Source organism: Methylocystis iwaonis, from assembly GCF_027925385.1.
GTDB lineage: Bacteria > Pseudomonadota > Alphaproteobacteria > Rhizobiales > Beijerinckiaceae > Methylocystis > Methylocystis iwaonis.
In genome coordinates, this window is sequence record NZ_AP027144.1 from 197,029 (window position 1) to 217,260 (window position 20,232).

The following is a 20,232-nucleotide window of genomic DNA, read 5'->3' on the forward strand; positions in this document are numbered from 1 at the left end:
GTCGTCCACAATTGAAGGCTCTTCCCGCGAAGCCCCATCGTGCGGCGACCGATGTCGACCGCGAAGACGACCCTGCACCCGGCATACGCGTTCGACGCCTCGCAAAATCGCTTGACTCTACAACCGCGATTAGACGACCCCATCAGAACCCTATAAAGCGCATCAACCACCGTCGCCGTTTGCTTCAGGGAGGCGGTCCCATACGCCTACGGCTCTGATCTCACACCGAGCTTTCTTAAGCATGTTCTTGCGAATGCCAAACATGCGGTCTCACCCTCATGACGACGACCTGCGCCATATTCTTCGAACGCGCCCGCCGGCTGATAGCAAGCGACGGAGCCCCGCTGGCCCTTTGCCTCGAAGCGCTTCACCCATTTCCGGGCGGTTCGTTCGCTGATCCTGGACCTGCGTCAGCTGAAATCCGGAACCCCGGTACAGGTGGAGCGTTCCAGTGAGGAATCTCGAGTTACGTCTCACAGGGGTCTTCAATGTCACTCGATTTGAGAAGAAAATACGGGAAACCCGTGGCGGGGATCACTCCTGCGGTCGCACTCGGCGCTCTGGTCGGCAGCGTGGCGCTACTTACCGCTCCCCAGAGCGCGAGATCTCAATCGCCCACTGACGCAGCGCGCGCCGATGCAATCGCAGTGGCGCAGACTCCCAAGGAAGCTCCGGTGGAGCGGCCGGAACAGAAGAAAACGGCCCACGACCTCTCCGATGTCTTCAAACCGAGCAATGCGGCGCCCTCGTCGGAGGCATTGGTTGGCCAACAAGATCGCGGACAAATGCTCGGTTTCGACTTCTACCGTGATCCCCTTGGCGCGATGAAGCCTGGGGTGACGTTTGAGGACATTTATAAGGCGGGCGTCGCGATTAAGCCAAAGGTCATGGCCGCCCAACGCAAGCTTCTCGAAAGCCGTTACAACCTTGAACCGAAACTCGACCCGGCTGTCACAATGTCGCGCGGCAAACCCCTCGCGGTGGGTCCTACGGCGAAATTGTCGGCGGGAATGAAATGGGAAGCGCTGGCCGAGTTGAGCCCGGCCGAGATTCGCGAGCGGGACATCTTCCCTTACAGGGCGCTACCTCACGTAGCGCAAGGAGGTGGGCTGGGCGGCCAAGTCTTTCCCCAGATGCAAATCAAAATGTTTCCGCGGTTGGAGCGATACGACGTCGAGTTCGATCTTCCCGAGGCCTTTCTGCCCGAGTTTCCTCCGGCGATGTTTCTGCAGAACCGGCCGGAGCTCGGCGACGTCTCAAGAGGTGAAGTGGTCTCTATCAACAATTACTACAACTTATTCAAAGACATCTTGACGCCCGTGCAGCTCGATGGCTTGCGTCTACTGCTGACGCCGTTCCCTCAAGAAGAGTTCAACCCAACGGACGATCGGAAGACTGCTCAGCCCACCTTGGGAGTGACGTGCCTTGATTGCCATGTGAACGGCCACACGAGCGGTCAGTTCCACATTAATCCAGACATACGGCCTGAGCAGCGGCGCTTGCGGCTCGACACAGTCAGTCTGCGCGGGCTGTTCAATCAACAAATTCACGGGTCGAAGCGTAGCTTACGTTCGGTGGAGGACTTTACCGAGTTTGAGCAGCGAACCGCTTACTTCAATGGCGACGAAATTCACGCCATCAAGAAGGGCATGAACATCCTGGACCGGATCCAGGTGTCGCATATGGCCCAGATGCAGAACATGTTCGATTTTCCGCCAGCTCCGAAACTAACTGTGACGGGCAGACTCGACCTCGCGAAGGCCACTGCCAGCGAAATCGCAGGTGAGAAACTGTTCTTTGGCAAAGCGCAATGCTCCACCTGTCATCCGGCGCCGTTTTACCTCGACAACCAGATGCACGACCTCCACATTGAGCGATTCCTGAAAGAAGAAGCTGGAGATGGACCAGTCAAGGCGTTCACACTGCGGGGCATCAAGGACAGCCCGCCGTATTTCCACGACGGCCGGCTTTTGACCCTGGAAGACACAGTGGAGTTCTTCAACCTCATCCTTGAACTCAAACTCACTCCCGAGGAAAAGCACGATCTGGTTGACTTCATGCGACAGCTGTAGGCTCGCTCAAGAAATAATTCAGCTGGCGTTACATTCGCGATTAGCCGACCCGATCAGATCAGATCACGGAAAAATAAAAGGACTTGTGTCAGCTTGGGCCTCGACAGCTTCAAGTTTGGGCTTAGTTATCTAATTTCGGGCGCAGAAGCGGCGCTCGGCTTGCGTACGGGGGGAGGGGATCGACCCGGCGCGCGCCTGAAAAACGGAGGTTGAAAATGCGTAAGAGTGTGACGTTTATCGCTGCCGCGTTATGCGGAGCGACCGCGCTCGCGGCTCTACCGGCCGAAGTTTTTGGCGGCCCCATGAGCGCTGCGAGTCCGACGAGCGTCGGCCTAACCGCGTCGCTCGAAAAAGCTTACTATAGGGGCTATCGCCGGGGTTATTATCCTCGTTACGGTGGTTATTATCGCCGCGGCTACGGCCTCCCGGGCGCGGCGGTTGGCGCCGCCGCTGGCGTTGCGGGTGCCGCAGCTGGAGTTCTGGGCGCGGGAATCGCAGGGGCCACGGGCTACGGCTACCCCGGCTACGGCGGTGGGTATGGCGGCAGTTCTTGCTGGCAGTGGGACCCCGGTGCTGGTTGGGTCTGGGGCTGCTAATAAAACGACCTCCGACCCGCAATTATCGCCCCATTGTGAGGGCGCGGGTCGGTAGCTCTTTCCAATAATAAGTTAGCTTTCAAGATTATTTCAATGGCGTAGATGAGACTGGAATGCCTGCTGGGGCACTTCAATTGAGACGCGCTCAAGCTTTTTTGGATCGGCGGAGGGCTAGCGGACGTCTATGCGTCGCCTTGCGCTGCTTTGCGATCGTATTGCGCTTTTGCGTAACCGCTGTTTTCAGGCCACCTCTTTGAAGGCCGCGGCGGATTGTGCATAGGCCCAAGGCATCAGTTCGTCGAGCTTACTGGCGAGATGGCCGTTGACGATCTTAGAAAGAGCGTCAGCGATGTAGGCCAGCGGATCGACGCCATTGAGCTTGCAGGTCTCGATGAGCGAGGCGACGATCGCCCAGTTTTCGCCGCCTCCGTCCGAACCCGCGAAGAGAGCGTTTTTCCGATTGAGGGCGATGGGACGGATTGCACGTTCGACGACATTGGAGTCGATCTCGATGCGCCCGTCGTCGATGAAGCGTGTCAGGCCGTCCCAGCGCGAGAGCGCGTAGCGGATCGCCTCGGCGAGCTTGGTCTTCTGGCTGATCAGCGCGAGTTTTTCACGCAGCCATGGCTCGAGCGCGTCGAGGATGGGGCGGGATTTCTCCTGCCGCGCGTCCCGACGTTTGCCGGCGCTTTGGCCGCGGATGTCGCTCTCGATGGCGTAGAGTTCGCCGATGCGCGCCAGAGCCTCGCCGGCGATCGGCGCGGGACCTGCTGCGGCGAGTTCGTAGAAGCGCCGGCGGACGTGAGACCAGCAGGAGGCCAGCGACACGCTGTTCTTCTGCGTCAGCGCGCGATAGCCGGCGTAACCGTCGACCTGCACGACGCCCGTGAAGCCAGCAAGATGCGTGAGCGGCTGCTCGGACTTTCGGTTTTGCGCATAGACATAGACTGCGATTGGCGGATCGGCGCCGCCCCATGGCCGGTCGTCACGCGCATAAGCCCAAAGTTGGCCAGTCTTGGTACACCCGCGCCCGGGGTCGAGCACCGGCGCCCTTGTCTCGTCAGCGAAGATTTTCGTCGACGATCTGATGTGTTCCAGAAGCCGCTCGTGCACGGGCCGCAAATGCCAGGCGGCGCGACCAACCCAGTCGGCGAGCGTAGAACGGTCGAGGGCGATCCCCTGCCGGGCGTAGATCTGTGCTTGGCGATAAAGCGGAAGATGATCGGCGTATTTGGAAACGAGCACATGTGCGACTGTCACCTCCGTCGGCAAGCCGCCTTCGATCAGCCGCGCCGGGGCCGGCGCCTGCACGACCGCGCCCTCGCAGGCGCGACAAGCGTATTTGGGTCGACGCGTCACCAGCACGCGGAACTGCGCCGGCACGACGTCGAGCCGCTCAGAGACATCTTCGCCGATCGGGTGGAGCGCGCCCTTGCAGCAAGGACAGGCTTTATCCTCGATGTCGACGATGGTTTCGATGCGCGGGAGATGGGCAGGTAGCGCGCCACGGTTCGTGCGGCGCTTTCTGGCCGCCTTTTCACGTTCGGCGGCGGACTTGGCTTCCCCCTCCGCCGCGGCGCCCGCTTCCGTCTGCTCGACCTCTTCGAGCGCGAGCAGCATCTGGTCTTCGGGAAGGGTCTCGGCGCGCCGTCCAAAGCGATGGCGCTGCATCTCCTTGATGATCTGAACGAGACGCTCGTTGCACGCCCGCTCGGCAAGCAGCATCGTCTTCAGTTCGTTTGGATCGTCGGGAAGCGTCTCGATCGCCTGCGCCATAGTCGCAGAAGACCATATTTTCCACCGCCTTTCGCCGTTCTTCGATGCCCTTGATTCACTGTGTCGCGGCTTATCCCGGCAAGGTCGGCGCCGCCGTCTCTTTCGCTGCGCGCACGCGGCGAAAGTCGAGCCCCTCCAGCAGCGCCGAAAACTGCGCCGCGGACAACCGCATCACCCCGTCTTCGATCTTCGGCCAGCGGAACTCGCCATCTTCCAGCCGCTTGGCAAAGAGACAGACGCCCGTGCCGTCCCAGAACACCAGTTTGATGCGATCAGCCCTTTTCGCGCGGAACACATAAACAGCGCCGTCAAAAGGATCTGCCTGCATCGTCTCTCGGACCAGCGCAGCCAAGCCCTCGGCGCCCTTTCGGAAGTCGACGGGCTTCGTCGCCACCATGACGCGGATCGCGCCTGTCGGCCCGATCATGAACTCGCCTTCAAGGCGTCGATAATCGCCGTGACCATGCCCATGGGCGCGTCACGCCAGATCCAGACGCTTGCACCGTCAATTGCGAGCTCAATCACGTGCGGGCGAGCAACCGGTCTGCTCTCCGACCCCAGAGCGACGGGCGCTTCCTCTCGTCGCTCGACAACAACCGGCGCAAATGAAACAGCATCGAGTTCCGCTTGCCGTCGCGCCTTTTGTCGCCACGAAAACAATTGCTGCGGCGCCAGCCCATGCCGTCGCGCGACAACTGAAACCACCGCGCCAGGCGCAAGCGACTCTTCGACGGCTTGCGCCTTCTCCGCAACCGACCATCGTCGACGACGTTCGCCGCCGCCCGTGATCACTTCGATCCGGCGCACCGCTCCGCCATTAGGCTCAAGCGTAGGGTCAAGTCTGGACACAAGCCTTATCTCCAAATCAGGAGATCAGACTCGCTGCTTTCAGCATCGGTTGGAAGGTGGGACCGCAACAGCGCTTACGCTTTTGCGAGAATCTCATCGCCTCAATCCCATTTCGCAGGGCAACCGCTGACGACGGGCATCGTCTATCCCTTGTCTAATCCGTCGTCAGCGGCGGAGTGGCATCACTTGCTACCGTTATCGGTCTTGCCATTGTTATCCATGTCATGGTGGTGGTGATGGTGATGATGGCACCCATGCGCTGATGCTGCAGCTGGGGCCAAAGCCACAGCGATGGCGATCAAAGCTGATGATAGAATTTTCGTAAACATATCCGACTCCCTTGAGGACTTCACCTCATCACGCGAGTGACAAGATGTAGATAAGCCCTTCAAAGGGAGCGGCAATAACAGCTGGTCTGGGCCAAGAAGAAATCTGCGACATGTGTGGACGCCCGCGCGACGCGCGACTTCGCCTTCTTTGGCGCGCAGAGCAATTGCGATGTCCAGGAGCTTTATGCGTTGATCGAGCAAACCCAGTATATCAACTAGGACGCAAAGGATGCGACGCGCCGCTTCCGGCAGAGGCAGCTTGGGATCCTGCACTGCCATGAAAAGCTTGCGGCCGAGATAAATAATCGGTCGCAGTTTTTCGTTATTGTTCAAGGAGAGCTGGCTTCGGTTGGACGGACGGCATGAGACGATCGACGTTTGTGTGGCTGGGAACTTAGTATGGCCGGCGCTTGTCCTTGCTGGCGCGGCTGTGCGCTTCTTGAGCTCCAATCGCCGCCTCGATCCCGAGCTGGGCCAAGCTATCGATAACCTCGGCCGCCACAGTGCGATCGACTCGCATGCCGCCGAACGAAATGCATTGTTCGCCGCCGGGCTTTGTCGCAAATTTTCACCCAAGACGCGATGAGCGCAGCGAGGATGATCTGGCTTACCCTGCCAGGGCATAGAACTGCTGCGCTGGACGCAATTCGCTCGTCGTTCCGAGCTGTCCCTTGCAGAGCGTGTGCATGAGTTCGATCCCCGTGAGCGTCGCCGCGGCTGATCGAAAGGATTTGAAGCCCAGCATCGGCCGCGTCGCGCGTTTGACGGCTCGGTGAGCATGCTCGACAATGTTATTCAAATATTTGATTTGGCGGATTTCGTAGCGCCGCCGTGTTCGCGCCACTCTTGTCGATCGTGATCTTTGCCGGAGCCATGCTGACCGATCGCCTTGCGCAGAAACCGCAACGTGGCTTTGCGGTCCCGCTTTGACCGTCAGCAGAAGGTCCACCGTTGCGCCAGCCTTGTGGCCCGATACAAATATTTCCGCCAGCCCTTGACCTTCACGTAGGTCTCGTCCAGTCGCCAGCTCCCGCCGATGGGACGCTTGCGGGCGCGGAACTGACGCTCCAGCAATGGCGCTGGCGCGCGCGGGTGCCACCGTGCACTCCCAGCTCAGGCGCCCGTGCGTGAGCGGAGAAGTCGCCCGCGTAGCGCCAGCGCAGATCGGCGTGGGGGTCCCACAACGACGCCGGATTAGACGCGTGGTGGGTGGCAACCATGTACGGTCCCTCAACCGGCGCCGCCAGCGCCGTGTTTCAGGAACGCCCGGCTCGCACGATGCATCGCGGCGGTGTTCACCGGGCGCACGTACTTATGCCACCCCGTCGGGCGGCGTCAGATGCGCCGGTAGTCGCTCATCCGGTGCGGCGCCGTGCTGGATTTTTACTGCGCGGCCGCCGATGCCTCCCAGTAAGGCCGAGCGTGGTAATGTTGATGCACCCGTGCTTCCCATTCACGGTCCGTCCAGCTTTCGTCACTATATTCCGGCGCGCTCTCGACTAACTCTTGGCTCACGTCCGTCACGTAGCCACGACGATCTCTGTCGAATTTTAGCGAGGTCCAAGGCATCGGATGGTGTCCTGGATGCAGGCACATGAAGCCGCAGAAGTTAACGACCGCGTAAAGCACTCGGCCCGAGACCATATCAATCATGAAATGGTCGATCTTGCCGATTTCCTTGCCAGCCATGTCAAAAACGGCCGCGCCATCGATATGCTGGCTCGAGATCAGGTTGATTTTTGAATAAGGAGCGGCGGTAGCCATTTCACTCTCCCATGCGTGCGACGGCCACCGCTCGCCTTCCTGCGATATGCCGTGCTCACGCTCTTTGTAGGGGCTGAACATCTCGCATAGATCCCGAGCTCCGGCGGCGTCATGTGCGCCGTGAACGCGTGGGCCAGCGTATCGTTCCTCCCTTTCTGATTGGGGTAGTTGAAGTCAAGCTGTCCCGCCCTGATCAAATCTCGTACCGTTCCGTGGGTCGCACGCTCTCTTTGCGGTCGGCGCTCGGGCCGCCGCCTGATGGGGTCAGGAAGGCGAGGCGTCTCAATCTGTCACGACCTTGCCGGCAGCTGCGGCAGGCCAGCGCCATGCGAGCGAGTTCGTCGCCGCATCGGCTGATCCTGCCCAGGATGTCCGTCTCTCCGGATTGGTAGCGGGCCGGCGTCAAGCCGAGATGCGCGCCCAGGTCCCTCGAATGCTGGAAGAGATCCGCTCGGTCGATCGTGGCGCGGAAGGCGAGCGCCGTGATTGGACCTACGCCGGGAACGCGGCGATAACTTTGGCCCATCGTAGCGCTGTGCTGCACTAAATGGAGGGATACTTATCTGAATAGCCTTGTCCTGCGCCCGGATGAAATCTCTGCCATACGGTGATGATCAAAATCGAGCCCGCGATGGCAGCAATAAAATGCCCAAGCGACCCCCGCACGACAATACCTAAGAGGTCCGCGAGCTGCGATCCGATCCATGACCCTGCAACCCCCACAAGGATGTTCGTCAGTACCCAATTACGCACCCCTGTGTAACCATACCCGCTATCCAACCGGCTAACCCGCCAATGACGAGAAGGGCGAAAAATCCTACGTCGGGCGTTCCGAGAATACCTAGCGGCTGGTTCATCGCGACCTCCTGACACCCCTGGCAGGAGTGACAAATGGGTCGCTCTTGCTGATTGGCCCGACATCGTGAAGAAAAAAATTTCTTCATGCCAGATAAGCACAGATCGCCGAATGCAAGGCCCGCGGCGATGCATGTAAAAAATACGCCGACGCGTGCCGCAAGGCTTAGGCTAGGGTCTAGCTGACTATCGCGGCGATGCAGACAGCGGCGAGGAAGTCGGCTGCGTTCCGACCATAGCGTGTGGCGATGCGCGTGAAGTCTTTCAGCCGGCAGAACATGCGCTCGATGGCGTTGCGGTTGCGGTAGAGGAATGGCGAGAAGCAGTTCATCCACTTTCGATTCGCCTTGGGCTGTTGGGCATGGCTCTGCCGGCCTCGATCTGCCGCCGGATATATAACGGTTGTAGAGCGTCTTCCTCGGCCCGTATTCTGGCGGCGCGTCGATCCAGCGCCCGCCGGATTTCAGCACATGAACGATGCCGCTGATCACTCGCCGGTCGTCGACCCGCGCCTTGCCCCTCGTGTCGGTGGGACGGTGTGGCGCGATCTTCGCGAACTGGGCGTCCGTTAGCCAAATGCGGTCCGGAATCATTGGCGCTTCCTCGGAAGCTGTGAATCACGATGCCGCCCTCACGCCGGCAACTTTATAGACGAGCTCATAAGAGCGCGCACGCAATTCCTCCGGCAACATCGGCCCGACGAGGCGAGCCCGCGTCTAGCGCAGCACAGGCTCCCGGGAGGCAAGGTCGAGCAGAATCGCCTCAAAGAATAGTGCATCGGCTTCGGATGCCGATTACCCAGACGCTCGCTGCAGCGGATCAGTTTGCAATTCGACGGATTGACGGCATGGAAACCGTCTCCGTCAGAGACATATTATGCGCATGACAAAAAAGAAAAAACCTGTGACTGACGCCGACCCCGAAGCTGTCGAGAGTTGGGATAATGAGGGTGGCGCTCCGGCGTCAGGCGACCGGTCGTCGGTCCATCCCAAAAGCCCCCCAAAACCAATCGGCTCGCGCCACGAGGAAAAAAAGCTGGGTCCGCAGGAACCCTGCCGAGTGAACGCGCCAAACCCAGCCGAGGGGCGAGATAGGGCTCTGTCGCAAACTTTTCGGGGCTGAGGCTTGGCGTATAATCGCTAGAATCAAATTCGGCGAGACGGCGCGATGATCGAGTTCAAAGGCAGCCATTTCGAACGCGAGGTGATCCTGTGGGGCATCCGGTGGTATGTGGCATATCCGATCAGCTATCGGCAGCTCGAGGAAATGCTGGAAGAGCGCGGCGTCGAAGTCGACCATTCCACGCTGAACCGCTGGGTCGTCAAATACGTCCCGCTGCTGGATCAACAATTTCGCGCCCGCAAGCGTCCGGTCGGCGCAAGCTGGCGATTGGACGAGACGTATGTGAAGGTCAAAGGCAGCTGGAAATATTTGTATCGGGCCGTCGACAAAGTTGGCGCGACGGTGGACTTCCTGTTGACGGCCAAGCGGGATCGTAAAGCCGCATTGCGGTTCCTACGCAAGGCGATAAATCAGCATGGCGTGCCAAAGAAGATCACGATCGAGAAGAGCGGCGCCAACACGGCGGCCATCGAAAGCTACAACGCCGAACATGAGGCGGAAATCGAAATCCACCAAAACAAATTTCTGAATAACATCGTCGAACAGGATCACCGAGCCGTCAAACGAGTGGCGCGGCCAATGCTAGGGTTCAAGTCCTTTCGAGCAGCTATGGCAACCCTCGCAGGAGTCGAGCTCATGCACATGATCCGAAAGGGGCAGTTGCGGACGACGGGCGAATTGTGTCCCGCACAGCAATTCTACTCGCTGGCGGTGTAAACCTCGTCGTTGTTCCAGGCCCACCTCGGCCGCACAAAAAATTTGCGACAAAGCCAATTTCTGCCTTCCGCATTTTGTATGCGTGTCATGCTCCACGCATTGCCGGCCAGGACGCCCTTCTCGCTCTTAAGGCCTGTCAGTATTCTTAGCCTCCGATAGAAGCTTCATAATATCTTCTGGAGTCTCCATGACGTCTACGTAATTTTCTTCGCTCACCGCGAACGTGATCCGAGATCCTTTTTTGTGAGGGACTATCGTTCCGGCACTCGCAAGATTGACGAAGATGCCCGTCTCGCCATCATCCGATGTGCATTTTACCCATTCGGAAGGCATGCCAATCTCCTGCTTTGCGTTAGCCCTAGACTGATCGCCGGAAGCTGCTCCGCCCTCATTATCCCATACGGCAATAGCCCTTGCCTTCAACTCTGAGGCGGTCATCGGCTTTTTCAGATTATCGATCATCCCCTAAATATGGCGCGCCAGCCAAACAAATTCCAGGAAAGTGGATCTCCGGTGAGGCCTCAGTTGGAAATTCTGGACTCTTGGCGAGGCGATTGCGCTCGCCACGATCATGGCCGCCGCCGTTGTGAAGATCGCGTTGAACGCAGTCGAGATCGATTAATGACCGGCGCGGGTATTGTAGCGTGGCAAAAGGACAAATGTTGTCAAGGATACTTGATATCAAATGCAATAATGTGAACGTGTTAATTGTTCGTCCCGTCGGGCGATTTTTCGGCTACTTCATCCAAAAGCGTCGGGAGCTTCTTAATTCCGTCCTGCTGAATTTCTCGAAGACCGGTCGCGAATGACGGCCAAGGCTCCATTCCGCTCGGCAAACGCCAACCTGGATGGGATCAAAGATTATGGCGCTTATGGCAGCTACAATAATCTGTTGAGCTTGCTCTGGAATCCTGGCTACCCTTTTTCTCTGCCAATCGTGCAGCTCATAATGGATTTGCTCTGTGATATCGGGCCTGGCGCACCCAACTTTCTAGGAGGAACAGAAAAGGCATGACCTAGCATTACAGTTGCGATTTCAGGTGAGCACGCTTTGCCTGGGCTTGATGGGCTCTTCGCCAAAGCGACCAAGCGATGACGCACTCTGGTCGGATGCGCTTTCGAGCCAGCCGCGTTGCGATGCGGCGGATTTCCTGCATGGACCAGCGGATAAGCGACGGGCTCGTCAGCTCTGAGGCGGACTGGACGTCGTCGGCTTGCGCCGCATTGTTTTTGGGGGCGACGCGACCGTATTGGCGTGAACGCGGATCGCCGCCATCATGGCAAAGGCGAGCATGACCTGCGACACGTAACGACGCCAACCATGCCAGGAACGCGTCTCGTTGTGATCAAGGCCGAGTTCATTCTTCGTCGTTTCGAAACTGTCTTCGATCGCCCAACGACGCCCTTCGATTTTCGCCAGTCTTTCAATCGATGTTCCGGTCGGCGCCCATGCCGTGAAGAAGGCGAGATCGCCATCGGCGATTTTGCGCCGGATCAGAAGGCCGCGCGTCCATGCCTGCCCGGCGAGAGCCTTGTTGTATTCGCCAGCGTCGAGATCAGCGAGTTCGAGATAGGCCCAGTCGTGAAAGCGCTCGCCTTTCGTTCCCGCGCCCGCCGAAAGACGCCGCCACGCGGAGGCCGGCAAGCCCTCGGCGATCTCCTTCGCCGTTCCGGCGACGGTCTGGGGCCTGTCCCAGGAGTGAAAAGGGTCATTGGATTTCACGCCAAGCACATAGCCCTTGCCGGCGCGCCGCAACGCCATTTCGATGTCGCCGACGCCATAGACAGTGTCGGCGGTGACGAAGGAGAAGGGAACTTTCGCCGCGATCGCACGCTCGATCATAACACGGGCTCTGTTGCAAGCCCTGAAGCGGGGCGCAGAAGCGCGACTGTCGTAGCTGGCGGGGTATCACGCCGCCTTGAGCTCGATCCGCTCACTGACGAATTGCATTGCCTCGGCAAGAACGCAGGAGCCGATTCCAAAAGCGCGCTCGACAATACGGGCCTCGCCTCGCATGTCGCGCGTGAGGTTGAAGATCGCCGCCTGCCCCTTGCGCAGCGCCCTCATGACCTCGAACCGGGCGGATCAGCTGCTTCAGCTTGCCGTGGTCCGCCTCGACGACATTATTCAAGTACTTGACTTGGCATGCTCTGTTTCCTTTGGGCATTTGCCTTCCCTCTTCAGCTCGGCAATCGCCGCCGCGTAGGTCGGCGCCTTATCGGTGTTGATGACCAGGGGCTTCTCCCAAGCCTTGAGCCCGGTCAGCGATTTGGACAGAAAGCGATTGGCGGCTTGGGCGTTCCGCGTCGGTGAACGGTAGAAGTCGATGGTGTCGCCGTGCTTGTCGACGGCCCGGTAAAGATACGCCCATTTGCCGCCGACTTTCACGTAGGTTTCGTCAACCCGCCAGCTCGTCGACCGTGGGCGGCGCCACTGCCAGCGTAGCCGCTTCTCGATCTCAGGAGCGTATTTCTGAACCCGGCGGTAGATGGTCGAGTGGTCGACCGAGACCCCGTGCTCGCCCCATCATCTGTTCGAGATCGCGGTAGCTGACGCCGTAGCGGCAATACCATCGCACCGCCCAGAGCACGATCTCACCTTCAAAATGGCGTCCCTTGAAGTCCGACATCGCTTGCCTCCCCCGCGCTCGGACCCATCAAGCCGCAGAGCCCACGTTTTTGCAACAGAGCCAGCCAAAGAGGCCCAGTGCGAATAAGGTCGCCTTGCTCCGCGTCGGTCCAGTCCGGAACCCGAAGGAGAGATTTACGACGTGGTGCAGGAGAAGGACTTGATCACCAGCTCAAAAAGACAGGCGCAGATCGGAACCACTATCGAGCCCTTTATTCTTGAAATCTTAGCGTTCGACTCGAGTTAATGCGAACGGCGCATCGTCTTCGCGTTCAAGCCGCGTTAGTAGGCGGCCCAGAAAAACCGCGGCAGGACAAGCAAAAGCGGGAGTGGAGGTCGGACGATGACAAAGGATCAAATTGGCGCAGAACGTTCGGTGACCGTTTTTGGCGGATCTGGTTTTGTCGGACGCCATGTTGTGCGGGCGCTTGCGCGGGACGACTGGCGCGTGCGTGTTGCCTGCCGCCGGCCTGACCTCGCGTATTATCTGCAGCCACTGGGCGCCCCCGGACAAATCGCAGCCGTTCAAGCAAATTTACGCAATCCAGAATCAATCGTGGCTGCTCTGCGTGGCGCAGACGCCGTCGTCAATCTCGTCGGAATTTTGGCTGAAACTGGCACGCAAAAATTTTCAAGCCTTCACGTGCAAGGGGCTCGTATCGTCGCCCAGGCCGCCAAGGCCTTGGGAATCACCAATTTCGTGCAAATTTCTGCAATCGGCGCCGATCCTCAATCGTCTTCCGTCTACGGCCGCACTAAGGCTGAGGGGGAGGTGGCCGTTCTGGAAAACATTCCGTCCGCCGTCATCATTCGTCCCTCAGTGATTTTCGGGCCCGAAGACGACTTCTTCAATCGCTTCGCTACATTGGCGCGCTATTTCCCAATAATACCGATTGTTGGCGGCGAAACGAAATTTCAGCCCGTCTACGTCGAAGATGTCGCCGATGCTGTGGCGCTCGCGCTTGGCGGCGGCGCTAAACCAGGAGAGATCTATGAGCTTGGCGGACCGGAACAAAAGACTTTCATCGAGCTTGTCGAATATGTTTTGGAGGTAACCGAGCGGGATCGAAGGTTAGTCAGCCTTTCTTTCGGATTCGGCAAGGCCGTCGCGTCTATCATGCAACTTTTAACGACCCTGTCGCAGGGTCTTTTCCCCAAACTTCTGCGAATGACCACAGACCAGGTCGAACTGCTGCGCCACGACAATGTCGTATCGGAATCAGCCAAGGCTGAAGGCCGAACGTTCGCAGGTCTCGGCATTCAGCCAGAGGCGATAGAGACAATCGTGCCTTCCTATCTTTTCCGATACCGCAAGACGGGGCAGTATCAGGGACAGCGGAGCTAGTTTGTCTAGCAGGCTGTTGAAGAATCCTCCCGCTTCGCTTTGAGAGGGCTTCGTCGCCGCTGTATTCGAATTGGATCTCGATTGAGGCGTCGTCGCGCAATTCGGCGTTCCCATCGCCGGAGACTTCATCCATTTCGTCGAAGCCGATCCAGGCAAAAGCGATCGAGGTCGGGGCGTATTCGACATCGAGAGTCGCCTGCATCGCGCCGAAGGCGATTTCCCCGCGGCCGTCGGCGCCGATGACGATCGTCGCCGATCCGCACAGGTCGAGATAGTCTCGATCCCAAATGTCGGCCTCGACGATCCGCCAGCGACCAACGAGCTTGCACCCGGCGGGCGCGCTCATGTCGGCGCCGCCATCAGTTTCGGCAGCCGCACCAAATTGTAGGCGGCGGCCGCAAAAGTGAACGCCCAGCCTACCCGCGCGCGACCTCGGAACTTTGTCTGCTCCTGACCAGCGACGATCTTGATCCAGCCGAAGCCTTCTTCGATCTTCTTGCGGATGCGCTGGCTGATGGCGTAGCCCGCATGCTGCGTCGTGCGTCCGTCGATCGTCGAAGCGCGGCCGCTGGTGTTTTGCGCGACATGCGGCGTCACCTTCATCGCGCGCAGCTCATTGACGAAATCCTCGGCGTCATAAGCCTTGTCGGCGCCGATCGTGATGGCCGTTGGCCGATCGACGCGCGGCTCGATCATGTGCAGCGCCGCGATGCGCTCGGCGTGGCCATCCGCCGGCGTGAGGCAGGCGTCGACAAAGAGCGCATGCCGGTTCTCCATCAGCGCGTGGCCGATGAAGCAAAGCTTCGCCTCCTTGCCGGGGCCTTTGCGATAGAGACACGCCTCGGGGTCGGTCGTCGAGGCGTGCGTCTCGTTCGAGCGCTTCTCGCCGCGGAAATCCGCCTCCTTGTTGCGCCCGCGGCTCTGGTGCAAACAGCGGAAGCGGGGCATATTTTCAGGAGAAGGTGCTGAGCAGAGGACCTAATCCATATGCTGAGTATTGATGATCTCTTCAGAGGCCGCCATTTCGACCGAGAGATCATCATCCTCTGCGTACGGCGGTATCTGCGGTTCAAGCTAAGTTTTCGAGACCTCGTCGAGATCATGGCCGAGCGCGGAATTGATTTGGCGCCGCGTCTCGGCTTAGCGAAGGATCACCTGGCCGAGGCCATCAGCCAGACGAAGGAGGCCATCGCCACCGGGGAGCAAGGACAGGCGGACGTACTCGTCACCCACGCCGAAGCCGCGCTCAAGCATGCCGAGGCGGCCGAGAAGGTGAAATCCAATACGCATACCGAGGAAGGCATTAAGCATCTTGAGGCGGCGATTGACGAGGGCAAGAAGAAAAATGCCGGCGCTGCTACAGGGCACGCCAAAGAGGCATTGACGCACCTAGAAGCTGCGACGAAATAAGACGGATAAACGAGAGCGGCCCGGCGTTATACCCACGCTCGGGCCGCTACAGGTAAGACGAATTCTCATCGGTGATGCTCGCGCTGTTAACATTCTTTCGACGGCGCCAAACCCACCCTTTTCAGTATCACGACAATAAATGATGCCGCTGGTCATCACGTCGCGCGCGGTAAGCTGGGAGAGTTCCTTGTCTTCAGCAACGGCTCTGATTGTGATGTCGCGATCGGTAATCATGCCGACAAGTCGATCGTTTTCGCCAACCGGAACCGCCCCAATGTCATGTTCCCGCATCTTCTGCGCCACGTTGGCGACCGGCGTGTCGGGAGAAACCCATTCAGCGCCTTGTGCATCACATCCTTTACCTTCATGGGGAACTCCTATTTAACAGGCGGGCCTATCGGAGGGCATCCGCTGTTTCCTCCCAACACTCTTGGCTCGCCTTGTCGCCGTTTTAGGCTGTTAGTAAGATACTCGACCCCGATGTAGCTGGCGCCTGACCCAAGCCCTTGGAGAGAAATCATGTCTGAAGAAAATCACGTTTTGGTTCTTATCGCCGAGGCAATTCACAAGGCGAATTTCATAGACCCAAGCTCTACCACAGGCGTGAAAGATGCTCATCATAGGAGCAATGAAGAAGATAGTGCTCATTTAGCCAAGGCCGTCGTGGCCGCACTTCACGCTGCGGGCTACAAAATCGTAAAGGGCTAAAGGCCTGCGGCTTGTATGGCGGATATACGAAACGGCGCGCTGTCGATGCGCCTCAGTCATGGGGATTGTGTCGCTTGCGAAAACGCCGGAACACGGTAGCGCTACCCCAGCCGCGACCTCCTTTCCGTTTATAGCCACACAAGGACTCGTCATTGAAGCGGATTTCGACAGACCTGCAGGGCTTCAAGCGCCGCGGGGGTAGTTTTGCGGTTCAAGTTGTTCGCCTCGGGAGCGCAGAGCCACCCAAGCGCCAAACTCAGGGGCGCCTCTCTCAACTTCCGGGGCCGGCGCCGTCGAGCGAGCCACTCGCCCCCAAATTCACCGAAAAGGCTGACGGAATCTCGGCAGCCCGCCCATGGCAGGCAGCCGGCACAAGGATCATCGAGGTCCTCGATCAACCGCAACACCTCGAGAAGCAGCCCGAGCCGGGACCGCGCCGCGGCCGCCAGAGCCACGAAAAACTCGAGCATCCCCCCAATACGAGAAAGGGGCCTCAAGCCGGGCCAGCCGCCGACAAGCGACAGCCGCGCGCCGTCCCAAGCCACGAGTCCTCGACCGCGCCAAAAGCAGTCCCGGTGCCTCGTAAGGCGCGCCGTAGCGCCGAGGAAATCCTTGCGAGCCTTGCAGAAACGACTCCCGCGCCGGCCGTTCCCGCGCCGATAGCTGCGCCCCCGAAGGCCAAAAGAATGCGCCGCAGTAAGATTGAGGCCCTTGTTGCGAAGCTCGCCGAGGCATCCACGCCAAGCCGTGTAAAGCGCGATGCCAGGAAGGCAATCAGCGAGGCTGGCGTCCGGCTCACATTCCGGCAGCGCTGCGCCTTGCGCCACAAGTCGACGTAATGGCGGGCGTTTGCTGTTCGTCACCGAGGCTTATACCAGGGGACGAAGAAGCCAAAAATGCCTGAAAGCACCGCGAACACGATGACAGTCGATGCAATTATTGGGATGTCAGAGGTACCCCACCGGGCGAGGATGAATCCGAGAACCCCGCCCGCCCTCCTAGCCCCATTTGTTTGGTGAGGAGACTGTCTACTCGATGCGGGCTGTAGACGCCAGATAGAGGGCTGTGGTGCAAAATTTCCGTGACGAAACAACGAATGGCCAGAGGGCATGAGCGGAGGTCATGCAACGAGCGCTGTGTTCCAGATTTCCGGCGCACGGGTGTCTTTGATGCGAAGCGCTCCGAGTTTGAACCGACCTTTCCTGATCCGGTGCACGAGCTCGATACCAGCGATGGTGATCGAGGCAGTTCGGAACCGCTTCAACCCAAGCATTGGGCCCAAGCGAAGCTTGATCGATCGATGATCCTGTTCAGTGAGGTTATTCAAGTATTTTGAAGATCCAAATTGAGTCCGCGCGCCGCCTTGATGCTCGGCGAGGAATTCGCGCGCCGCTCGATGCGAAGCCTGGTAGCCATCGAGCGTGATGGCGCGGGGCAGTCGGCCTGGCGATGTCAGGTTAACTTCGGCGTAGGTAGTTCCGGGCGATACGGCTCGGATGAGCGAGCCCCCCGTCAGCTACAAGCGCCACCGCTTTCCGCCGCAGATCATCGCCCACGCAGTGTGGCTGTATTTTCGATTTCCCCTGAGCCTACGGCTGGTCGAGAAATTGCTGCTCGAACGCGGGATCGTGGTTTCCTACGAGACCGTTCGCGTCTGGGCTCACAAATTCGGACCGGACTATGTCCGGTGCTTGAGGCGAAAGAAGCCGAGCCGACAAGACATCTGGCATCTCGACGAAGTGGTGGTCACGATCAACAGCGAAAAACGCTACCTCTGGCGCGCCGTCGATCAAGACGGATACGTGCTCGACGAAATCGTCCAGATCCGCCGCGATACGCGAGCCGCCAAACGGTTGTTGGAGCGGCTTTTGTGCAAGCAAGGTTGTCCTCCCAAGCGCATGATCACCGACAAACTCGGCTCCTACGGAGCCGCCCGGCGCAAGATCATGCCGAAAGTAGAGCACTGCCAACACAAGGGCCTCAACAATCGCGCGGAAAACTCGCATGTTCCCATCCGAAAACGCGAGCGGGCGATGCAAGGTTTTCGTTCATGGAGCGGACTCCAGAGATTCGTCGAAACTTTTCCCGCCGTCCGCAACCACGTTGTTCCACCGCATTCACACCGCTCCGCATTCGCTACTCATCTGCATCGCCTCGCGGCGATGGCGGAGTGGAAATCCGTCACGCTGACCGCGGCCTAAAATTGACCCGCGCGGGGCATCTGCACCACGTTTAAGTTAATCTGACATCGCCATCTCGACGAGGTCGTCGTCTCGATCAATGGCGAGAAGCGCTATCTCTAGCGGGCCGTCGACCAGGACGGCTACATTCTTGACGAGATCGTTCAGGCTCGCCGCAACGCCACGGCCGCACAGCGATTGTTAAAACGCCTTCTCCATAAGCAGGGCTGTCACCCCCGGCGCATGGTCACCGACAAGCTCGGCTCCTATGCCGTAGCGCAGCGGAAGACTCTGCCGGATGTCGAGCATCGATCCCACAAGGGTCTGAACAATCGTGCCGAAAATTCCCATGTGCCATTGCGAAAAAGAGAGCGAGCGATGCAGGGGTTTCGATCATGGGGAGGGTTGCAGCGCTTTGCCGATGTGTTCTCCGCGCTCCGCAACCTGTTCGTTCCGTCCCGACCTTCCCGCCGCTCCGCCATCTCCATCCATCTGCATCGCCTCAGGGCGATCGCGGAATGGAGATCCGTGACGCTACCCGCTTAAAATGAAGACCAAATACGCTTCGCTACACCGTGTGCGAGTTAACGTGATGGTGTGGACGGCGCCGCACCGGCATCCAGCTCCGAGAGAGTTGTGCCAAGATGGTTGCTGTCAAGCAATCCATCTGCAAGGAGCGCCGTCCATGGGCAAACATAGCATCGATTTATCTTGTGTCACGATCGTTGGGCTCGATTTGGCCAAGCATGTGTTTCAAGTCCACGCCGTCGACGCTTCCGGAAAGGTCATCCTCGCGCGCGCAGTGAGACGAGGGCAGCTTTTGGCATTTTTCCAATCTCTTCCGCCTTGTCTCGTCGGCATGGAAGCTTGCGGTTCAGCGCATTATTGGGCGCGCCAGCTGATAGCGCTCGGCCATGATGCCCGGCTGATGCCGCCAGCCTATGTGAAGCCCTTTGTGCGCCGGCAGAAGAACGATGCGGCGGATGCAGCGGCGATTTGTGAGGCGGTGGCGCGGCCTTCGATGCGTTTTGTTGGCGTGCGCACGGAGGAGAACCAGGCAGTGCTGATGCATCACAAGGCGCGCGAGATGCTTGTGGGTCAGCGCACGCAGCTCATCAACGCCTGCGCGGACATCTGGCCGAGATCGGCGTGATCACGGCGCAGGGGCATAACGCTGCACGGGAACTGGCCAGGCGGATTGAAGCCCGCGACGAGACGATATCGCCCTGCGTCTGCGAGGCGCTGGCCCCGCTGGTTCTTCAACTGCGCACGCTCGACGAGGCCATCGACACAATCGACCGGTCGTTGATGAAAAAGGCGAAAGCCGATGCGACTGCGCGGCGCCTGATGAGCATCCCGGGCGTCGGCCCGATCACGGCCCAAGCGATAGCGGCAAGCGTCCAGGACGCCTCGAGCTTTGAAGGCCCGCGCGAGTTCGCGGCTTTCCTCGGCCTGACGCCGAGGCAGAACAGTTCAGGCGGCAAACAGAAGCTTGGGCGGATTTCGAAGATGGGCAACCGCTATTTGCGCAAATTGCTCGTCGTGGGCGCACATGCGGTGCTGTACCATCGCAAACCTCACACCGACGCGTTGCGCACATGGGCCAAAAAGCTCATGGAGACCAAGCCATTCAAGCTAGTCGCCGTGGCCCTTGCAAACAAACTGGCGCGCATCGTCTTTGCGATCCTGCGCAGCGGGGCGAGTTATGCTGCGGTGACGCAAACGCTGGCGTAAGTGGGAGTAGCGGTTCGGCTAGCGATAAATCCACCGCAAACGGAGTCGAGGGCGACAAAGAACTGATGCGAAGGCAAGCGAATTGATCTCAAAGCCCGCGGCGATGTCTGCGCGGAAGAGCGCGCTAATGTGATCGGGGCAAGGGA

The 20,232-nt window shown here is 59.3% G+C and carries 15 protein-coding genes and 10 pseudogenes; 10 read left to right on the plus strand and 15 right to left on the minus strand.

Translation table 11 applies throughout. The features are described 5' to 3' along the window. The first annotated feature begins 488 nt into the window (after positions 1-488). Positions 489-2,072 carry a cytochrome B6 gene (locus QMG84_RS20040; RefSeq protein ID WP_281932584.1) on the plus strand — a complete coding sequence of 528 codons (1,584 nt, stop codon included), beginning with the start codon at positions 489-491 and terminating at the stop codon, positions 2,070-2,072. 836 nt (positions 2,073-2,908) lie between these two features. On the opposite strand, the gene tnpC is transcribed toward QMG84_RS20040, so the two are convergent. The 9 genes and pseudogenes from tnpC to QMG84_RS20085 form a co-directional block, all read right to left on the minus strand. Next, on the minus strand, positions 2,909-4,444 hold the full coding sequence (gene tnpC / locus QMG84_RS20045; RefSeq protein ID WP_281932585.1) for an IS66 family transposase: 1,536 nt from the start codon (positions 4,442-4,444) through the stop codon (positions 2,909-2,911). A 70-nt stretch (positions 4,445-4,514) separates the two neighbouring features. Next, on the minus strand, positions 4,515-4,871 hold the full coding sequence (tnpB, locus tag QMG84_RS20050) for an IS66 family insertion sequence element accessory protein TnpB (RefSeq protein WP_165056354.1): 357 nt from the start codon (positions 4,869-4,871) through the stop codon (positions 4,515-4,517). After that, on the minus strand, positions 4,868-5,293 hold the full coding sequence (gene tnpA, locus QMG84_RS21610) for an IS66-like element accessory protein TnpA (protein WP_413661933.1): 426 nt from the start codon (positions 5,291-5,293) through the stop codon (positions 4,868-4,870). Before tnpA ends, tnpB begins: the two co-directional genes overlap by 4 nt. A gap of 182 nt (positions 5,294-5,475) precedes the next feature. Then, complete coding sequence (locus QMG84_RS20060) at positions 5,476-5,955, minus strand: hypothetical protein (protein WP_281932586.1); 480 nt, start codon at positions 5,953-5,955, stop codon at positions 5,476-5,478. A gap of 274 nt (positions 5,956-6,229) precedes the next feature. Beyond that, positions 6,230-6,699: pseudogene (locus QMG84_RS20065) on the minus strand (IS6 family transposase); the annotation flags it as partial. 306 nt (positions 6,700-7,005) lie between these two features. After that, positions 7,006-7,467 carry a PRC-barrel domain-containing protein gene (locus QMG84_RS20070; protein WP_281932587.1) on the minus strand — a complete coding sequence of 154 codons (462 nt, stop codon included), beginning with the start codon at positions 7,465-7,467 and terminating at the stop codon, positions 7,006-7,008. A 238-nt stretch (positions 7,468-7,705) separates the two neighbouring features. Continuing rightward, a pseudogene (locus tag QMG84_RS20075) lies at positions 7,706-7,891 on the minus strand (transposase); the annotation flags it as partial. Positions 7,892-7,929: 38 nt separating this feature from the next. Continuing rightward, positions 7,930-8,376, minus strand: coding sequence for a GlsB/YeaQ/YmgE family stress response membrane protein (locus QMG84_RS20080; protein WP_349362234.1), 447 nt, complete (start codon positions 8,374-8,376; stop codon positions 7,930-7,932). Between the two features lie 43 nt (positions 8,377-8,419). Next, positions 8,420-8,834 (minus strand): annotated as a pseudogene (locus QMG84_RS20085) (transposase). A gap of 574 nt (positions 8,835-9,408) precedes the next feature. Between QMG84_RS20085 and QMG84_RS20090 the strand changes: the two are divergent. Next, positions 9,409-10,080, plus strand: coding sequence for an IS6 family transposase (locus QMG84_RS20090; RefSeq protein WP_281932588.1), 672 nt, complete (start codon positions 9,409-9,411; stop codon positions 10,078-10,080). A 126-nt stretch (positions 10,081-10,206) separates the two neighbouring features. On the opposite strand, the gene QMG84_RS20095 is transcribed toward QMG84_RS20090, so the two are convergent. Then, positions 10,207-10,542: a hypothetical protein gene (locus tag QMG84_RS20095; RefSeq protein WP_165056231.1), complete on the minus strand. Its 336-nt coding sequence runs from the start codon at positions 10,540-10,542 to the stop codon at positions 10,207-10,209. Between the two features lie 343 nt (positions 10,543-10,885). On the opposite strand from QMG84_RS20095, the gene QMG84_RS20100 reads away from it, so the two are divergent. Then, positions 10,886-11,095, plus strand: coding sequence for a hypothetical protein (locus QMG84_RS20100; RefSeq protein WP_281932589.1), 210 nt, complete (start codon positions 10,886-10,888; stop codon positions 11,093-11,095). 168 nt (positions 11,096-11,263) lie between these two features. On the opposite strand, the pseudogene QMG84_RS20105 reads toward QMG84_RS20100, so the two are convergent. Both QMG84_RS20105 and QMG84_RS20110 read right to left on the minus strand, forming a co-directional pair. Beyond that, positions 11,264-11,932, minus strand: a pseudogene (locus QMG84_RS20105) (IS701 family transposase); the annotation flags it as partial. 57 nt (positions 11,933-11,989) lie between these two features. Beyond that, positions 11,990-12,710: pseudogene (locus tag QMG84_RS20110) on the minus strand (IS6 family transposase). A 342-nt stretch (positions 12,711-13,052) separates the two neighbouring features. Here QMG84_RS20110 and QMG84_RS20115 point away from each other — a divergent pair. Next, positions 13,053-14,054: a complex I NDUFA9 subunit family protein gene (locus QMG84_RS20115; RefSeq protein ID WP_281932590.1), complete on the plus strand. Its 1,002-nt coding sequence runs from the start codon at positions 13,053-13,055 to the stop codon at positions 14,052-14,054. A gap of 342 nt (positions 14,055-14,396) precedes the next feature. Here the strand turns inward: QMG84_RS20115 and QMG84_RS20120 are convergent. Next, a pseudogene (locus QMG84_RS20120) lies at positions 14,397-14,969 on the minus strand (transposase); the annotation flags it as partial. Between the two features lie 72 nt (positions 14,970-15,041). Here QMG84_RS20120 and QMG84_RS20125 point away from each other — a divergent pair. Then, positions 15,042-15,182: pseudogene (locus QMG84_RS20125) on the plus strand (IS6 family transposase); the annotation flags it as partial. Next, on the plus strand, positions 15,156-15,464 hold the full coding sequence (gene smbP, locus QMG84_RS20130) for a small metal-binding protein SmbP (RefSeq protein WP_281932707.1): 309 nt from the start codon (positions 15,156-15,158) through the stop codon (positions 15,462-15,464). The pseudogene QMG84_RS20125 and the gene smbP, both read left to right, overlap by 27 nt. Here smbP and QMG84_RS20135 read toward each other — a convergent pair. Next, the gene (locus tag QMG84_RS20135; RefSeq protein WP_281932591.1) at positions 15,444-15,755 is read right to left on the minus strand and encodes a CBS domain-containing protein; all 312 of its coding nucleotides are present in this window, start codon (positions 15,753-15,755) and stop codon (positions 15,444-15,446) included. The genes smbP and QMG84_RS20135 overlap by 21 nt on opposite strands. Positions 15,756-15,983: 228 nt before the next feature. On the opposite strand from QMG84_RS20135, the gene QMG84_RS20140 reads away from it, so the two are divergent. Continuing rightward, on the plus strand, positions 15,984-16,172 hold the full coding sequence (locus tag QMG84_RS20140) for a hypothetical protein (RefSeq protein ID WP_281932592.1): 189 nt from the start codon (positions 15,984-15,986) through the stop codon (positions 16,170-16,172). A gap of 1,120 nt (positions 16,173-17,292) precedes the next feature. Here QMG84_RS20140 and QMG84_RS20145 read toward each other — a convergent pair. Beyond that, positions 17,293-17,616 (minus strand): annotated as a pseudogene (locus tag QMG84_RS20145) (DDE-type integrase/transposase/recombinase); the annotation flags it as partial. 52 nt (positions 17,617-17,668) lie between these two features. Here QMG84_RS20145 and QMG84_RS20150 point away from each other — a divergent pair. From QMG84_RS20150 to QMG84_RS20160, 3 genes and pseudogenes are all read left to right on the plus strand, one after another. Then, the gene (locus tag QMG84_RS20150; RefSeq protein WP_281932593.1) at positions 17,669-18,373 is read left to right on the plus strand and encodes an IS6 family transposase; all 705 of its coding nucleotides are present in this window, start codon (positions 17,669-17,671) and stop codon (positions 18,371-18,373) included. Between the two features lie 51 nt (positions 18,374-18,424). Further along, positions 18,425-18,898: pseudogene (locus QMG84_RS20155) on the plus strand (IS6 family transposase); the annotation flags it as partial. A gap of 139 nt (positions 18,899-19,037) precedes the next feature. After that, a pseudogene (locus QMG84_RS20160) lies at positions 19,038-20,086 on the plus strand (IS110 family RNA-guided transposase). Positions 20,087-20,232 lie beyond the last annotated feature (146 nt).

Bases quoted from the DNA above. Each gene is read 5' to 3' on its own strand.
- tnpB (WP_165056354.1), bottom strand. From the start codon at position 4,871: ATGATCGGGCCGACAGGCGCGATCCGCGTCATGGTGGCGACGAAGCCC.
- QMG84_RS20090 (WP_281932588.1), top strand. From the start codon at position 9,409: ATGATCGAGTTCAAAGGCAGCCATTTCGAACGCGAGGTGATCCTGTGG.
- QMG84_RS20070 (WP_281932587.1), bottom strand. From the start codon at position 7,467: ATGTTCAGCCCCTACAAAGAGCGTGAGCACGGCATATCGCAGGAAGGC.
- QMG84_RS20040 (WP_281932584.1), top strand. From the start codon at position 489: ATGTCACTCGATTTGAGAAGAAAATACGGGAAACCCGTGGCGGGGATC.
- QMG84_RS20115 (WP_281932590.1), top strand. From the start codon at position 13,053: ATGACAAAGGATCAAATTGGCGCAGAACGTTCGGTGACCGTTTTTGGC.
- QMG84_RS20100 (WP_281932589.1), top strand. From the start codon at position 10,886: ATGACGGCCAAGGCTCCATTCCGCTCGGCAAACGCCAACCTGGATGGG.
- QMG84_RS20080 (WP_349362234.1), bottom strand. From the start codon at position 8,376: ATGCATCGCCGCGGGCCTTGCATTCGGCGATCTGTGCTTATCTGGCAT.
- QMG84_RS20135 (WP_281932591.1), bottom strand. From the start codon at position 15,755: ATGCGGGAACATGACATTGGGGCGGTTCCGGTTGGCGAAAACGATCGA.
- QMG84_RS20150 (WP_281932593.1), top strand. From the start codon at position 17,669: ATGAGCGAGCCCCCCGTCAGCTACAAGCGCCACCGCTTTCCGCCGCAG.
- tnpC (WP_281932585.1), bottom strand. From the start codon at position 4,444: ATGGCGCAGGCGATCGAGACGCTTCCCGACGATCCAAACGAACTGAAG.
- QMG84_RS20095 (WP_165056231.1), bottom strand. From the start codon at position 10,542: ATGATCGATAATCTGAAAAAGCCGATGACCGCCTCAGAGTTGAAGGCA.
- smbP (WP_281932707.1), top strand. From the start codon at position 15,156: ATGGCCGAGCGCGGAATTGATTTGGCGCCGCGTCTCGGCTTAGCGAAG.
- QMG84_RS20140 (WP_281932592.1), top strand. From the start codon at position 15,984: ATGTCTGAAGAAAATCACGTTTTGGTTCTTATCGCCGAGGCAATTCAC.